Source organism: Algicola sagamiensis DSM 14643 (genome assembly GCF_000374485.1).
GTDB lineage: Bacteria > Pseudomonadota > Gammaproteobacteria > Enterobacterales > Alteromonadaceae > Algicola > Algicola sagamiensis.
Map to the genome: position 1 here is coordinate 19,165 of NZ_KB894512.1, position 16,837 is coordinate 36,001.

The following is a 16,837-nucleotide window of genomic DNA, read 5'->3' on the forward strand; positions in this document are numbered from 1 at the left end:
GGTTAGCTTCTCCTCTGTTTTATATAGCCACCTGGTACAGCAGCCACGAACCCTTGCATCTCAAGATCCAAGAGCTGCGTTAATACCTCATCCACGGATAAATCTGTACGTTGGACTAGGATATCAACGGGCGTGACCTCGAACCCTAAGTTATCTAACAAATCGTGATTTGCCAAGACCTCCTTACTATCCTTTTTTTGCACTTCTTCTTGTATATATAGACCCTTCGCGGAAAAATTTCTTAATTCTTCTAAAATATCTTCAACTGTTTCAACCAGTTTTGCCCCTTGTTTTAAGAGAAAATGGCACCCTTGACTCATCGAATTATGGATAGAGCCCGGAACAGCAAAGACTTCTCTGTTCTGTTCGAGCGCATATTTTGCAGTGATAAGAGAACCGCTTTTTATTCGTGCTTCAGTCACTAAAACACCAAGTGATAAACCAGAAATAATCCGATTTCGCCTTGGGAAATTCTCAGCTTTTGGCGGTGTATCTGGTAAAAACTCACTGATGATACAGCCTCGTTCAGTAATTTCATCAGCCAACGTTTGATGTCTTTTGGGATAAAGATGCTGAAAGCCTGCACCTAAAACAGCAATTGTGTTGCCATTAGTGGCGGATAATGCGGCTCGATGAGCGATACCATCAATACCGCGAGCCATACCACTTGTGACACATATTCCTGCTTGTGCCAAATGCTGTCCTAATTGAAAAGTCACATCTTTACCATAGGGTGTCGGCGTGCGTGAACCGACGATTGCTAATTGGGGAACACAAAGCCACTTCACATCGCCTTTGATAAATAAATGTGTTGGCGCAGCGTGGATCTCTTTTAACTGAGGTGGATAGTAAGGGTCTCCCCAAAGGATAACTTGCCAGTGACCAGACTCTAAACTACGCAAAATAGTGCTTATTTTTTTCGAGTTTGCTGGTTTCTGGAATTTTACAGCTTGTGCCTGGGTTTCATTGAGACCGGCATTTTTCAGGTCGGAAATACTTGCCGCTATTGTATGTTCCGGTGTTTTAAAGTGAGCAATGAGTTGGCGATATCGAGCCGCACCAATACCTTTTGTGAGTGCGATACGAAAGTACGCTTCGAGCGTGGACATGTACTCTTCCTTGAGGATTGATTGTTTTGAAGCACAATAGAAGAGAGCGGCTGTAAAAACAACCGCTTATTGTAGGCAGATTATTCTGGTGTTTCCAGATAGTCTCCAATCCGAACGGCATAGGTCGTATCCATGATCATGGCATAGCTCATGTTTTCATAGACTTTAAAGATGACCGCTTCTCCGATTTTTTCACGTGGGAACGCAATATGTGCACCACCTGCTTCATCCATTGTGTATGCTGAGTCAGGTTCGGAGAAAGTTCTTGTAAACGCATTGGCTTCTTCGATGTACACAGGGCCATCATCTGAATCAATGACTTGTGGCGAGTCACGCATGATATCTACGAAGTGACCAACTTTTACATCGTCAGCTGCGCCTTGATCGATCACGATAATATCGTAACGACCCACCTCCCGGATATTGGTAGAAGTATCAATAATACGTGCACTAAATCCTTCAGGTCGAATCAACGAGAAGAACGCAGGTAATAATTGGCCTTCTCTAGATGGAAGAACAATATCACCCTGTCGTATCTCTTTATGCGCTGAAGTAATCTCGAGAGCACTTGGAGAGCCCGCAGCTGGATCGCCAACTTGTGTCGCTCTCCCCGTTGCGGTTAAGATTGCACGGTAGCCTAAAATTTCGTCCGTTTCTTGATCCATATATGGCTTGCCAATGTTGTAAATGGCATAAAACTGATCCCGCTCCAATCGTCCTTTGACAAAGATCGTGTAGCCAGAAGCCATATATTTGATGTTATGGTTTGCACCGAGAACATAGGGGCGAGCCTGAATGTCATCTTGCTCCATGATTTGTTCAAAGGTGAGATAAGGACGAATAAAGCGAAGTGGTAATGTCGGGATTGCAGTATCTTTTTTGAGAGACTTGCGTGCCGTAGGACTGATCTTGACGACCCGTTTGTTTGGATCGAATGCAGTCGTAGTGCCACCACCACTGTCGACAGTAAGGTTACCATCAGCATCTGTCACTGTTGGAGAGCCGTCTGCAGAACTCACAACCAGCATTGGTTGACCATGTTCATCGTAGACAAGCGCAATCACATCACCTGGGTAGATCAAGTGTGGGTTATTGATTTGTGGGTTGATCCGCCAGAGGCGAGGCCAGAGCCAAGGTTGGTCGAGATACATCCCTGCAATGTCCCAAAGTGTGTCGCCCCGTTGTACGACATAAGTATTAGGTGCGCCTTCTTTGAGTTCGATTTCTTCAGCATTTGCTGTACATAAGCTGGTCGCTGCAACCAACGATAGAAGCAGTTTTCTTAACATGCGTAATTTCCTAGCTGCCATTGTTGTTATAATTCCGCATGAAACACTATAAATTAGGTTTCTAAATGGCTAAAATTAAAACATAACACAGATTACGTAAGAAAGCATTGTTTGGTTAACATTTATGACTGTACTTAATGTCCTGAAATTTCCTGACGAACGCCTTAGAACTGTAGCGTCTGAGGTATATTCTGTCACTCCAGAAATTAAAAAAATTGTTGATGATATGTTTGAGACCATGTACGAAGAAAATGGGATTGGACTTGCGGCAACACAAGTTGACATACATCAACGCATCGTTGTGATCGATATTCCAGAGGATGAAAGAACGCCTTTGGTCATGATTAATCCTAAAATTGAGAAGCTTGAAGGCAGCACGACCTCGGAAGAAGGTTGTTTGTCCGTGCCTAGTTATTGGGCAAAAGTGGATCGTGCTGAGACGCTTCGATTGATAGCGACCAATAAGGATGGTGAGGAATATAGCTTGGATGTCGATGGTTTATTGGCGATCTGTATTCAACATGAGTTGGATCACTTAAAAGGTAAGCTGTTTATTGATTATCTTTCTCCATTGAAACGCGAAAGGTTACGTAAGAAGCTTGAAAAAGAAGAGCGTCTCAAAGCGAAAAGCCAGACAGCTTAAATTATTTGTAAGGAATCACCTTGTCAGAATCGTTAAGAATTATTTTTGCGGGGACGCCGGATTTTGCTGTGCGTCATTTACAGGCGCTCATTCAATCAGACCATGAAATTGTTGCGGTTTACACACAGCCAGATAAACCTGCGGGGCGAGGGAAAAAGGTTCAAGCAAGCCCAGTGAAAGCGTTGGCTGTTTCGCATGAACTCCCAGTATATCAACCTAAGTCATTAAAAAATGAAGTCGCACAGCAGGAGTTGTCCTCACTCAATGCCGATCTGATGATTGTCGTTGCATATGGATTAATTTTACCAAAGGCGGTCTTGGAATCTCCAAGGCTGGGTTGTATTAATGTGCATGGTTCTTTATTACCCAAGTGGCGTGGTGCAGCGCCAATCCAACGTTCAATATGGGCTGGTGATGTTCAAACGGGCGTCACCATCATGCAAATGGATGAAGGGTTGGATACTGGACCAATGTTGTTGAAAGCAACATGTGATATTGCTCCTGATGAAACCTCTGCCTCTCTTTATGAAAAGCTCGCAAATGTAGGGCCGGATGCCTTGGTAGACAGTGTTAAACAACTTGCACAAGGTCTTTTGACGCCAGAAGTTCAGGATGACAATCAGGCAACACATGCGAAGAAGCTTTCTAAAGAGGAAGCGAAAGTTGATTGGGCGCTGTCGGCTACACAACTTGAAAGGAATATTCGTAGTTTTAACCCTTGGCCAATGGCTTATACACAAATGCAGTCGCAGCATGTGAAAATTTGGTCTGCAACAGTCGTGAATGATCAGAGTGATTCGACACCTGGAACCATTCTCCAAGCTTCAAAGGAAGGTATTTTAGTGCAAACAGGTGAAGGCCAGTTGAATATTACACAATTACAACCACCAGGTAAAAAAGCAATGTCTGTTCAAGACTTTGTCAATGCAAGGAAAGATTGGGTGACCCCAGGTACGTGTTTACAGGAAGAGGTATAAGAAATGAGTGCAAAAATTAGAGCTTATGCCTCACAAGTTTGCTTTGAGGTCGTAGATGAAGGGCGATCATTGTCCGCTGTGATGCCTGAATATACATCAAAGGTTGACCCAAAGGATCGTGGGTTACTACAAGAAATCAGTTATGGTGTGATCCGATACTTACCGCAAATGGAGTATTTTTCTCGTCAACTCATGAAAAAACCATTGAAAGGGAAACAGCGCTCTTTTCAATTTCTGATCTATGTTGGTCTTTATCAGTTAATGCATATGCGTGTCGCCGAACATGCGGCTGTTGCTGAAACCGTGAATGCGACGAAAGTACTGAAAGCACCTGGGTTAAAAGGCTTAGTGAATGCCGTTCTGAGAAGCTTCCAAAGGCAAAAAGATGAACTCATCAAAGCGCTTGATGACAATGAAGTGCTCATGTTTAACCATCCAGGCTGGTTCATCAAAGTCCTCAAAGGTGCTTATCCAGAAGGTTGGCAATCAATTCTTGAGCAAAACCAGTCACGTGCGCCAATGTGGTTGCGGATCAACCAGCAGGCGATGTCATCAGAAGCATTTTGTGCAGCGCTGGATGCAGCGGGGATTGAGTTTACGACTATAAATGAACAACCCCAAACTGTTTGCTTGAAAAAGCCAATGGATGTCACCGCGATTCCTGGCTTTGAAGAAGGACACTTCTCGGTTCAAGATGCAGCTGCGCAATGGGCTGCGACTTTCATGGATCCTAAAGACAATGAGAGAATACTTGATGCTTGTGCTGCACCAGGTGGTAAAACATGTCATTTACTCGAATCCGCAAAAAACCTTGACGTTGTTGCGCTTGATCAAGATCCAAAACGTCTTGAACGTGTACAGAATAACCTCGAAAGGCTTTCACTGGGTGCAGAACTCATCGCTGCGGATGTGACTGAGTTAGCTACATGGTGGGATGGCCAACAATTTGACCGGATCCTATTAGATGCGCCTTGCTCGGCGACGGGCGTTATCCGTCGACATCCAGATATCAAATGGTTGAGAAGAAGCGAAGATATTCCACAGTTAGCGGATCTGCAATCGAACATGTTGAATGCACTTTGGCAAACATTGAAACCAGGTGGCACACTTCTCTATGCGACATGTAGTATTTTTCCGGAAGAAAATACAATGCAGATTGTAAAATTCTTGGAAAGCACGCAAGATGCTGTTTTACAACCTATAAGTAGTGACGAAACAAGCGAAAACCCAGGTTGGCAGATCTTACCTGGGCAGCAGGGTATGGATGGGTTTTACTACGCACGAATCATAAAAGCAGACGAATAAAGCGCATGAAGATCATTATTCTTGGGGCTGGACAAGTTGGTGGCACGCTGGCCGAAAACTTGGTCGGTGAACGAAACGATATCACATTGGTGGATACCAATGCGGAAAGGTTACGGGATCTTCAGGATAAATTTGACTTGCAGGTTGTGCATGGACACGGTGCACATCCTGACATCCTTCGTCAAGCCGGCGCTGATGATGCAGATATGATCATTGCGGTAACCAGCTCTGATGAAACAAACATGGTCGCGTGTCAGGTGGCGTATAGTATTTTTAATACGCCGCGTAAGATCTCCCGTATCCGATCTGAGCAATACCTTAAGTATCGTGAACAGCTCTTCCAGACCCAGGATATGCCCGTTGATCACCTGATTGCGCCAGAGCAATTGGTGTCTAACTATATTCAGCGTCTCATTGATTACCCAGGAGCCTTGCAGGTGCTTGAGTTTGCAGGCGGGAAGCTGAGTATGGTCGCAGTCAAAGCTTATTATGGGGGTTTGCTGGTGGGTCATGCTTTATCGACGCTTCGTGAACATATTCCAAATATTGATACACGTGTTGCTGCAATTTATCGTCAAGGGAGACCGATCAAACCACTTGGCACAACAGTAATTGAAGCGGATGACGAAGTCTTCTTCGTTGCGGCAACGAAGCATATTCGAGCAGTGATGAGTGAGCTGCAAAAGCTTGAGCATTCCTATAAGAAGATCATGATTGCAGGTGGTGGACATATTGGCGCAAGCTTAGCGAAAACCCTTGAACGTCACCACACTATTAAGTTGATTGAGCGAAATCAAAAGCGTACAGAGTACTTATCCAGTGTGCTGGATAATACGGTTGTCTTTTGTGGTGATGCATCGGATCAAGAACTGTTGATGGAAGAACACGTAGAAAACGTGGATGTCTATATCGCAGTCACGAATGACGATGAAGCAAATATCATGTCCGCCATGTTGGCAAAGCGGCTTGGTGCGAAGAAGACCATGGTTCTGATTCAACGTGGTGCTTATGTTGAGTTGGTACAGGGAGAATCGATCGACATTGCAATATCACCTCAGCAAGCCACGATATCTGCACTACTGACTCATGTCAGGCGTGGTGATATCGTCAATGTTTATAGTCTGCGCAGAGGTGCTGCGGAAGCGATTGAAGCCGTTGCCCATGGTGATGAAACAACGTCCAAGGTGGTCGGAAAGGCAATTCGAGATATTCGTTTACCAATGGGAACGACAATTGGTGCGGTTGTTCGAGGTGACGAAGTCATGATTGCTCACGACAACACCGTCATTGAGTCTGATGATCATGTGATCATGTTCTTGATTGATAAAAAATATATCACGGAAGTGGAAAAGCTATTCCAGGTCAGCGCGATATTTATCTAGTGCTGTATAGCATGAAGAGAGAAGGGCTGCGTTGCAGCCCTTTTTTATGCGCGCCAGAATGCTGGTGTAAACAGAACGAGCAATGTGAATATTTCAAGACGCCCAAACAGCATAGCTGCCATGAGGACCCACTTACTGGTGTCTGAAATGCTGCCATAATTCACTGCGACTTCTCCCAATCCTGGACCAAGGTTATTTAAGCAAGCTGCGGTGGCAGAGAATGCGGAGATGTTATCCAGACCACACATCAGTAATAGAAGCATAATGACAACGAAGACCAATGCATACGCTGCGAAGAATCCCCAAACGGCTTCAATCACTTTTTCGGATAGCGGTTTCCGTCCGAGCTTGATGGAAAAGACAGCTCTTGGGTGAACAAGGCGGTTGAGTTCACGGATCCCTTGCATGTATAACAGCAGGATCCTGACCACTTTCATTCCTCCTCCAGTAGAACCTGCACAGCCTCCAATGAAGCTTGAGAAAATAAGCAGTATGGGTAAGAACAAAGGCCACCCAGAAAAATTCTCAGTGGAAAACCCTGCTGTGGTACTGATCGAAACCGCTTGGAACAATGCTTGATCGAGGGCGTCCCCAAAGTCCTCGGTGATATTTTTACTGAGGAGTACGAAAAAGCACATGAGGGTGAGAATGAATTGGATTGCAACGAAAGTTTTGAATTCTGGATCACGAAAGTAATTCAAGATGCTTCGGTTTCTTAATACAGCATAATGAAGCGAGAAATTGACCGCAGATATGATCAAGAAGAATACGCAAATCCCGTTAATTAATGCGCTATCAAAATGCCCTAAGCTGGCGTCATATGTTGAGAACCCACCTATAGCGATTGTCGCGAAGGCATGACAAATTGCATCGAATAAGCTCATACCCGCTGCCCAGTATGCAAATGTACACACTAAGGTTAAAGAAACATAGATGTACCAAAGGTGTTTTGCAGTATCAGCAATTCTTGGGGTCATCTTTGACTCTTTCACAGGTCCAGGCGTTTCTGCGCGATAAAGCTGCATTCCTCCGACACCAAGCATGGGCAGAATGGCAACGGCAAGTACAATGATCCCCATGCCACCGAGCCATTGAAGTTCCTGACGGTAGAATTTGACGGAGCTGGGTAAAAAATCAATCCCTGTGATCACCGTGGCCCCAGTCGTTGTCAGGCCAGAGAATGATTCAAAAAATGCATCTGCAAAGCGCATTTCTGGATTTTCGAGGAGTAGAAAAGGGATTGCACCAACACTGCCGAGAACAGTCCAAAAGAGTACAACGATCAAAAAGCCTTCTCTGGCTTTCAAATCTCGCTTCTCTTTTCGATTTGGATACCAAAAGGTGAGCCCGATAATCAGACATAAGATAAATGCCAGGACAAACGGGAGACCACCGCCATCTTTATAGATCAGAGCGACAATCGCAGGTGGCACCATGGTGACGCTAAAGAGAGCAACCAGCATGCCTAAAATACGAATAATTGAACGATACTGCATGGGTTAACGCATTATTTGAGTGAAAAAAAATGAAAACATAAGGCGTCTCTAGTTGGTCCCATTTTCATTAATGATGAGCTTAGCATTTGTTTTTTCTTTGGATTGTTCAAGAAAAATTTTAACTTTTTCTTCTTCGATCTCAATATGACAGTCAACTTGAGTGCCATATTCCGTTTCCAGCCAGTGTGCATCATGGGATTTCACCAAATAACGCATTGTGGATTCATATTCGAAAGGAAAAGCAAGATATAGAACGGTTTGTGGCTTCTTCGTTTGCCAAGTGACTCCACGAAGCCCTTCTTTTACTGCATCCGCATAAGCTCTTGCCATACCGCCAGTGCCGAGCTTGATCCCGCCAAAGTAACGTGTCACAACGACGCAAATTTCGCCAATGTTTTGACCTTGAAGCACTTTTAGCATCGGGCGGCCAGCGCAACCTGACGGTTCGCCATCATCACTAAAACCATAACACTGACTATCCTTCGGCGCACCTGCAACAAAGGCAGAACAGTTGTGACTTGCATCTGGATATTCTTCTTTCATCTGTGCGACAAATTGTCGAGCAGAAACCACGTCAGGTGTATGCGCAATATGGCAGATAAATTGACTCCGCTTGACCTCTATAGTTGTCGTGCACGGCGCCTGTGGAATTTGATATTCGGACATCTCGATTCAGGAGGAAGTTGTTTTCTTCCTCCTGTTTTTCTGTGAGTTATGTGAAACGCATCATCATGCGGTCAAGTTCACGCAAGACCAAAGTCTCGTGTCATATTTTCATTACGCTCGCGGTGAACGATCACATTATCTTCGATACGGATCCCACCAAACTTTCGCATTTGGTCAACTTTTTCCCAATTGATATGGGATGCGTGCTCAGATGACTTCAGAATTTCAAGGAGCGAATCGATGAAGTATAACCCTGGCTCAATTGTAAAGACCATGTTTGGCTCAATGACACGGGTGGTTCTGAGGAATTGATGCTCTTCTGGTGCTGGCATATGTGTGCCACGTTCATCCGCCATAAATCCGCCCACATCATGGACTTGTAAGCCGAGGTGGTGGCCAAGCCCATGTGGGAAGAAAGTAGAGGAGATTTTTCGCTCGACAATTTCTTCAGCATTGAGGCGTACAATACCTGTCTCGCTGAGAATACTTGCGATACGGTGATGTGCATCAATGTGCAGCTCACTGTATTTTACATTGGGCTTGAGGCCATCGATCATCGCCAGCTGATGCTCATCCATTAAGGCGATCATGTCTTTAAACTCCCCGTCACGATATGCATATGTCCGTGTAAGATCAGATGCATAGCCATGGAATCCAGCTCCTGCATCGATTAGGAATGAATGGCGATCGGCTTCTGATGGTGCTTTATGATCAAAGAACATATAGTGCAAAATCGCAGCATGTTTGTTTAAGCAAATAATGTTTCCATAAGGTGCTTGTTCTTGTGTCTGATTCGTTGCAGACAAATAGGTCTGAAGGATCTCAAATTCTGAAGCGCCCGCAAAAAATGCATCTCTTGCTGCTTCGTGACCTTTGACAGCAATTTGATTGGCTTTGCGCAGGCATTCCAATTCATAAGGCGTTTTATATGCACGATGATAATGAAGGTAATTGAGCACTTCTTCTGGGTTGATGTATTCAAAACCAAGTGCTTTGGCAACCTCAACATATTCACCAAGGTAAGCAAGGCGACCTTTATCATAAGGAAGTAACTTCTCGACTTCTTCTGCTTTTTCCAGATACTGGATGTTAAACTGACTGACCCAGAAATCAGTTGGCTCATCTGGCACAAGATGCCAAAAATCAACTGGGCGGTAGAAAATGAGTTTTGGTTTATCGCTTCCGTTGACGATTAGCCAACAATTTGGGTTATCAAGAACAGGTAACCAAGCTTTAAATTGTGGATTCACTTTGAAAGGATAATCCATATCATCGAGAAACTGGCGCTTAAGCTGCCCTGCGTGGATCACCAACCCTTCTAGGTTTTCACGCTCAAGTACTTTTTTGACACGTTGTTGTAATGTTGCAATGTGCTCAGGATAGAGCGAAGAAAGTTGGCTCATGGTTCTCCCTCATTGGCAATTTGTTGTCAGCGAACGATAGAAAACCCCACAATCAATGCGAGGTTTTTTGATTTTGGAATGATGTTATAGCAAACAAGCGCGAATAGGAACTTAAAGTGCGCTTATTTCCCCCTCAACAACGTCGTTGATAAAGGGTTGTGTTTCTCCAAGTTGAATGGCGTAAATTTGCTGGAAAGCAAGCACACTCTTCACATAATCCCGAGTTTGACTAAATGGAATGGACTCAATCCAAATATCGGTTGGCATCGTTTTGTCATCATCTGGCAACCAACGACGAACATTCGTAAAGCCTGCATTATAGGCAGCTGTCGCCATCGTGTGGTTGCCTTTAGTCATTCTCAGAAGCTGTTTTAAATACTTCGTACCCAGCTTAATATTTGTTGTTGGATTATATAGGTGGTTCTTCTTCAGCCTTCTTTTTGCGACTTCTTTTGCCGTACTCGGGAGTAACTGCATCAAACCTAGAGCACCAGAGCTGGAATGTGCATCTGTCATGAATAGACTTTCCTTCCGTGTGACCGCAAAGGCCCAGGAAGGGGATATTTTATTCTGACGAGACATTCTTGAAAAACTGGCTTTATAGGCAAGTGGAAATCGCATTTCAACATCATGCATGTAGCCAAGTTCAGGAAGAATCAATATCACGCGATCGAACCAACCGTTTTGTTTCGCCACTTGTGCGAGTGCAAATTGCTCTTCTCTCGGCAGAACACTCTTTAAGTAGTGCCACTCTCGGCGAGCAGGCACGTATCTTTTCAGTTTATAAAGCTCCGCCGCGCGAAGGACCCCCGCATGTTGCGCAACTTTTGGTATTGCTGTGCGGCCTGTGGTCATCGGGCGATGTTGTAACTGAGGTGGAAGACCAATTCTACTGGCAGCAAGGAAGCCATAGTAGTTGCGTTTCATCGCCAACTCTTGAAAGAAAATGGTCGCATCCTTTTTCGCGGTATCTTCTTGTTCAAGCGAACGAGCAAGCCAATATCGCCAAGCATTTTCTTTCGCCTTTTCTACTGGAAGTGCATTGATGACATCTCTTACACGATCCCATTCCTGAAAACGAAGCGGTGCAGCAACCTGCCATTGTAGCAAGGTCTTATCTTCGACAGCTGCGGGGAGCTTAGCAAGCCAGTCTAATGCGCGACGATCGTGCGCCGTTGCCAAGCTGACAGAAATCGTTCGGATCACTTGTTGTGCTTGCTGTGGTGCAAAGTCAAAGTGGTCTTGGAGCATTTTCCAGGTTTTAATGGCGAGTTCTCTATCTTTCCAGATGAGACGCTTCATACCGAATATCGCTATTTCTTTTTCTTTTTCATTCTTATGAATAAATCGATCCGGGTTGCGAATATATGAAGAGGAACGACGAACTTTGAGCCACAAGTCTGCTAGATACTTTTCGTCCTTAGGCATTTGTTTATGGAGATAGGGGATTAAAGCATAATTACCATTTGTGATCGCCAGTCGAAGTCGTTTCCAAATTAAGTCTTGAGTAAGATTGCCCGCTTTTTTCCATTTTTTGAATAACGCATTACATGAGCGTGGCTGCGTTTTCCCAACGAGCCAGAGCTTTTCTATCTCGGGCCAAACTTTCTCTGGTGGTTGCTTTTCTAATTGATAACGATAATAGGTGCATTGTAAGCCGGCATTTTTTGTGGGACGGTAGAACTGAAGAAAAAGTGTTTTTTGGCCTTTTTGTGCTAAATATTCCAGCCATGGTCTACGAAGTGGCCAATCCATAGGGGTGCCTTCATATGCTTCCAAGAAAGCTTCTATTTTGCTTTTCATGGACATAAAAGGACGCCGTTTGAGGTAGGCTAATTCAGCATAAGGTTGTAAGGGATAACCATCGAGTTGATCGTAGAGCTTTTTATAGCCAAACTTCTTTGGATCTCTCGCGGCGTACTCAGCCTTGAGAAATATCTGTCGCTGTTTCGCGTAGTTTTGCTCTGTATTTTCACTGGCTGCTTGGGAAAATAATGGAAAAGACAATGAGACGCCCAAGCATACAGTTAGAATCCAGTGTTGCATTCTGTATATAGTCTCTTTAATAAAGTGTTGATGTTCTCATTGTCATTAAACCACCTACAAAGGAGTGATGCCAGAAAATAGGGTGGATTTTTTATAAGCGATTTCAAAAAGGGTTGTAATTTGCAGCTAATATCGCTCACAATAAGAAAATTTCATCTCATCGTACCAGTTGCGAGATAGAACAAAGGTCCGCCTATAAGACGGACTAGGGAGAATTGATGATTTACAAAAGTACAAGCATCACCGTTGATCACCTTCAAGATGGGATTGCTGAGTTTCAGTTTAACTCGGAAGGGTCAGTCAACAAATTTGACCAAAAAACCCTTGCTGATTGCGTTGAAGCCCTCAATACACTCAAATCTGACAGTCAACTTAAAGGTATTATTTTTACCAGTACAAAATCTGCTTTTATTGTTGGTGCTGATATTACGGAATTCCTGGGGCTATTTAAACAGCCAGAATCTGAGTTATTGAGTTGGATCAAAGGGGCAACTGATTTATTCGATTTACTGGAAGATATGCCAGTTCCAACCGTGTGTGCAATCAATAGCTATGCGTTAGGAGGTGGGTGTGAGTGGATCTTGGCAACCGATTATCGTGTTGCTGATACAACGGCACGTATTGGGTTACCAGAAGTCAAACTTGGCATTATGCCTGGATTTGGTGGAACCGTTCGTTTACCACGTCTGATCGGTGCAGACAATGCCATGGAATGGATCACAACAGGTAAAGAACACAAAGCCCATGATGCACTGAAACAAGGTGCTGTTGATGCAGTCGTTGCGCCAGAGAAGCTCAAAGATGCTGCCATTTCAATGGTGAAAGATGCGATTGAAGGCAAATTGGATTGGAAAGCAAAGCGTCAGCCGAAGCTTAACCCAATCAAACTCAATAAGATCGAATCCATGATGAGCTTCACCATGGCAAAAGGTATGGTTGCAGCAAAAGCAGGCAAACATTATCCAGCGCCAATGATGGCTGTGAATACGATTGAAGCGGGCGCTCAGCAAGGCCGAGCAGAAGCGATGGCAATCGAAAACCAGAACTTCGTGAAGCTGACTCAAACAGATGCAGCGCAGGCTCAGGTTGGATTGTTCTTAAATGATCAAGTGATCAAAGGCAAAGCAAAAAAAGCTGCGAAAGCAGCAAATAAGCAAGTCAACAAGGCTGCTGTCCTTGGTGCTGGCATCATGGGAGGCGGCATTGCTTATCAGTCGGCTTATAAAGGCACTCCGATTGTCATGAAGGATATCAATGACGGAGCACTGGAACTTGGCCTGACAGAAGCAACCAAAATTCTGAATAAGCAATTGGAGCGCGGTCGCATTGATGGTGTGAAAATGGCTGGTGTTTTGAACAACATTATCCCATCACTGAGTTATGACACAATTAAAGATGTCGATGTTGTTGTAGAAGCCGTTGTTGAAAACCCAAATGTGAAAGCATCAGTCTTAAAAGAAGTCGAAAGCATTGTTGCAGATGATGCAGTGATCACATCAAACACATCGACGATTTCAATTAATAAGCTGGCCGAGAGTTTAGATAAACCAGAGCGTTTCTGTGGGATGCACTTCTTTAATCCAGTACATCGGATGCCGCTGGTGGAGATCATTCGCGGTGAGAAAACATCGGATGAAACGATCGCCTCAGTTGTGGCTTACGCTGCGAAGATGGGCAAGTCGCCAATTGTTGTGAATGATTGCCCTGGGTTTTTCGTCAACCGTGTTCTTTTCCCTTATTTTGCTGGCTTCAGTAAATTGATCCTGGATGGAGCGAATATTCAGCAAGTCGATAAAGTGATGGAAAAAGAGTTTGGCTGGCCGATGGGACCTGCATATTTGCTTGACGTTGTTGGTATTGATACGGCTTACCACTGTACAGATGTCATGGAAGAAGGTTTCCCTGATAGACTACATCGCCTTGAGAATGACCCGGTTGAGATCATGTTTAAAAATGATCGTTATGGTCAGAAGAATGGAAAAGGCTTCTATGTCTATGCACCGGATCGTAAAGGAAAACTGAAAAAAGATATGGATGGCTCGAGTACAGCGCTACTTCAATCGGTCTGTGCTTCTGAAAAAGATTTCTCAAAAGATGAAATTATTGCGCGAATGATGATTCCAATGATCAATGAGACCATTCGTTGTTTGGAAGAGGGGATCATTGAGACACCAGCGGAAGCGGATATGGGCCTGATTTATGGGCTTGGTTTCCCCCCATTCCGTGGTGGTGTATTCCGCTATATTGATACCATGGGCCTCGATAAATTTGTGGCACTTGCAGATCAGTATCAGCATCTAGGCGCAATCTACGAGGTGACCGAGAAAACCCGTGAAATGGCGCGTAATGGCGAAACTTTTCTATCAGTGAAATGAACGGAGATAAGCATATGAAAACTGCAGTAGTTGTGGATTGCATCCGGACGCCAATGGGGCGCTCCAAAAACGGCATCTTCCGTCATGTTCGCGCGGAAGAGTTATCAGCACATATCATGAAGTCATTATTGGATAGAAACCCGCAATTAAAAGCGGAAGAGATTGATGATATTTATTGGGGCTGTGTCCAACAAACACTTGAGCAAGGGTTTAATGTTGCTCGAAATGCCTCATTACTTGCAGGGATCCCTCATAGTGTCCCGGCAGTTACTGTTAATCGCCTTTGCGGTTCCTCGATGCAGGCGATTCATGATGCCGCGAAAGGGATCATGACAGGTATGGGCGATGTTTATCTGATTGGTGGTGTGGAACACATGGGTCACGTTCCGATGAATCATGGCGTTGATTTTCATCCTGGTCTATCAAAATCTGTTGCGAAAGCATCGGGTATGATGGGGCTCACTGCTGAAATGCTTGGGAAGATGCATGATATTTCTCGTGAGCAGCAAGATTCGTTTGGTGCGCGTTCTCACAAGCTTGCCCACAAAGCAACATTGGAAGGTGGCTTTAAGAACGAAATCATCCCAACGCAAGGCCATGACGAAGATGGTGTCTTGAAACTTTACGATTATGACGAAGTGATCCGTCCTGAAACAACAGAAGAAGGGCTATCACAATTACGCCCTGTCTTTGATCCTGCAAATGGCACAGTAACAGCGGGTACATCTTCAGCGTTATCCGATGGTGCTTCTGGGATGTTGCTCATGTCCGAAGAGAAGGCGAAAGCACTTGGTTTGCCTATTCGAGCAAGAATCAAATCGATGGGTATTGCTGGTTGCGATCCATCTATCATGGGTTATGGTCCGGTTCCTGCGTCGAAGAAAGCTTTGAAATCAGCAGGGCTGACAATTGACGACATTGATGTGTGTGAATTGAATGAAGCATTCGCTGCACAATCTTTGCCTGTGATTAAAGACCTTCAGCTTATGGATAAGATGGAAGAGAAGGTGAACCTAAAAGGTGGAGCTATTGCGTTGGGTCATCCGCTCGGGTGCTCAGGTTCGCGTATTTCGACAACATTAATCAATATTATGGAAGAAAAGGATGCCAAGTTTGGCCTGGCAACAATGTGTATTGGTTTGGGTCAAGGGATTGCAACCGTCTTTGAGCGTGCATAAAATCTCTCAGGGACAGAAACCTTCTATAGTGAAGGTGAAATGACATGAGTCTAGGGCGAATCGCCTTAGACTCTATTTCTTCTCTTAATCTTCACCATCTAAGTATTCATCCTTGAGTCTGACATAATTGTCAGATGAAACTTTTAAGAAACTTAGCTCATCTTTGGTGAGTGGTCTGGCTTTCTTCGCTGGGCTTCCTATATATAGGTAACCTTTTTCAAGCGTCTTCCCTGGTGGTACTAGCGCACCGGCCCCGATGATGACATCATCTTCAACAGTCACGTCATCCATGATAATGGCACCCATACCAACCAAAATGCGATGACCGAGTTGGCAACCATGCAACATGACCTTATGGCCAACAGTGACATCTTCACCAATGATTGTTGGAAAACCCTCTGGGTGTGATTGGGATTTACGTGTGACATGAATGACCGTTCCATCCTGAATATTTGAACGTGCACCGATTTCAATACGATTGACATCACCACGAACAGAGACAAGAGGCCAAATACTCACATCCTCATGAAGGGTGACTTCGCCAATAACGGTCGCGTCTGGATCGATATAGACGTTTTTCTTTACAGTTGGGAGAATGTTTCTATACTTTCTTAGTCTCTCTTTCATCTTTTTGGATTACCCTAGATTAAATTCCGGTTAAAATTAATACTAAATTAGTGTTTTTTGATTTGTATTTGTTCAATTAAACCTGAGATGAAAGAAAATTACAAAAAAAGTGAAAAAAGGGGTTGCGGAGATTTGTGAAATCTCTATAATGCGCTCCCACACCAACAGGGGGCAGGGCAAACAAGCCGGCGACTGAAGGTGAGGTTGTTGAGAAGAGGTTCTTCGAAATTAACTTTCAAAATAAAGGTTGACTTCGAAAGAAAACATCGTAAAATGGCCGCCTCGCTTAGGAAAGCGATTCAAAGCGAGATTTTAGAAGGTTAAGGTTCAAATTAAATGTT

General features: G+C 44.3%; 13 protein-coding genes. 6 read left to right on the forward strand and 7 right to left on the reverse strand.

Annotated elements, in window-relative coordinates:
* Window positions 1-2 precede the first annotated feature (2 nt).
* Both dprA and C505_RS0119785 read right to left on the reverse strand, forming a co-directional pair.
* A complete protein-coding gene (gene dprA, locus C505_RS0119780; RefSeq protein ID WP_018694380.1) occupies window positions 3-1,109 on the reverse strand; it encodes a DNA-processing protein DprA in 1,107 nt (368 codons plus the stop codon).
* Window positions 1,110-1,189: 80 nt separating this feature from the next.
* On the reverse strand, window positions 1,190-2,398 hold the full coding sequence (locus C505_RS0119785; protein ID WP_018694381.1) for a LysM peptidoglycan-binding domain-containing protein: 1,209 nt from the start codon (window positions 2,396-2,398) through the stop codon (window positions 1,190-1,192).
* A gap of 124 nt (window positions 2,399-2,522) precedes the next feature.
* Between C505_RS0119785 and def the strand changes: the two genes are divergently transcribed.
* Genes def through trkA form a run of 4 tightly spaced genes read left to right on the forward strand, consistent with a single transcriptional unit; the run spans window position 2,523 to window position 6,705 of the window.
* Window positions 2,523-3,041 (forward strand): peptide deformylase, encoded by a 519-nt coding sequence (gene def / locus C505_RS0119790; protein ID WP_018694382.1) that lies wholly within the window; start codon window positions 2,523-2,525, stop codon window positions 3,039-3,041.
* 20 nt (window positions 3,042-3,061) lie between these two features.
* Entirely contained in the window at window positions 3,062-4,018 is a 957-nt protein-coding gene (gene fmt / locus C505_RS0119795; protein ID WP_018694383.1) for a methionyl-tRNA formyltransferase, read from the forward strand.
* A gap of 3 nt (window positions 4,019-4,021) precedes the next feature.
* Window positions 4,022-5,323 carry a 16S rRNA (cytosine(967)-C(5))-methyltransferase RsmB gene (gene rsmB, locus C505_RS0119800; protein WP_018694384.1) on the forward strand — a complete coding sequence of 434 codons (1,302 nt, stop codon included), beginning with the start codon at window positions 4,022-4,024 and terminating at the stop codon, window positions 5,321-5,323.
* 5 nt (window positions 5,324-5,328) lie between these two features.
* Window positions 5,329-6,705, forward strand: coding sequence for a Trk system potassium transporter TrkA (gene trkA / locus C505_RS0119805; RefSeq protein ID WP_018694385.1), 1,377 nt, complete (start codon window positions 5,329-5,331; stop codon window positions 6,703-6,705).
* A 44-nt stretch (window positions 6,706-6,749) separates the two neighbouring features.
* On the opposite strand, the gene C505_RS0119810 is transcribed toward trkA, so the two are convergent.
* The 4 genes from C505_RS0119810 to C505_RS0119825 form a co-directional block, all read right to left on the reverse strand.
* Window positions 6,750-8,201: a TrkH family potassium uptake protein gene (locus C505_RS0119810; protein ID WP_018694386.1), complete on the reverse strand. Its 1,452-nt coding sequence runs from the start codon at window positions 8,199-8,201 to the stop codon at window positions 6,750-6,752.
* 48 nt (window positions 8,202-8,249) lie between these two features.
* Window positions 8,250-8,867: a YigZ family protein gene (locus C505_RS0119815; protein ID WP_018694387.1), complete on the reverse strand. Its 618-nt coding sequence runs from the start codon at window positions 8,865-8,867 to the stop codon at window positions 8,250-8,252.
* A gap of 77 nt (window positions 8,868-8,944) precedes the next feature.
* Entirely contained in the window at window positions 8,945-10,270 is a 1,326-nt protein-coding gene (gene pepQ / locus C505_RS0119820) for a Xaa-Pro dipeptidase (RefSeq protein ID WP_018694388.1), read from the reverse strand.
* A 111-nt stretch (window positions 10,271-10,381) separates the two neighbouring features.
* On the reverse strand, window positions 10,382-12,316 hold the full coding sequence (locus C505_RS0119825) for a transglycosylase SLT domain-containing protein (RefSeq protein ID WP_018694389.1): 1,935 nt from the start codon (window positions 12,314-12,316) through the stop codon (window positions 10,382-10,384).
* A 218-nt stretch (window positions 12,317-12,534) separates the two neighbouring features.
* Between C505_RS0119825 and fadB the strand changes: the two genes are divergently transcribed.
* Both fadB and fadA read left to right on the forward strand, forming a co-directional pair.
* Window positions 12,535-14,691 (forward strand): fatty acid oxidation complex subunit alpha FadB, encoded by a 2,157-nt coding sequence (gene fadB / locus C505_RS0119830; RefSeq protein WP_018694390.1) that lies wholly within the window; start codon window positions 12,535-12,537, stop codon window positions 14,689-14,691.
* A 14-nt stretch (window positions 14,692-14,705) separates the two neighbouring features.
* Window positions 14,706-15,869: an acetyl-CoA C-acyltransferase FadA gene (fadA, locus tag C505_RS0119835; RefSeq protein ID WP_026318111.1), complete on the forward strand. Its 1,164-nt coding sequence runs from the start codon at window positions 14,706-14,708 to the stop codon at window positions 15,867-15,869.
* Window positions 15,870-15,953: 84 nt separating this feature from the next.
* Here fadA and C505_RS0119840 read toward each other — a convergent pair whose 3' ends face one another.
* On the reverse strand, window positions 15,954-16,496 hold the full coding sequence (locus tag C505_RS0119840) for a gamma carbonic anhydrase family protein (protein WP_018694392.1): 543 nt from the start codon (window positions 16,494-16,496) through the stop codon (window positions 15,954-15,956).
* Between the last annotated feature and the right edge of the window lie 341 nt (window positions 16,497-16,837).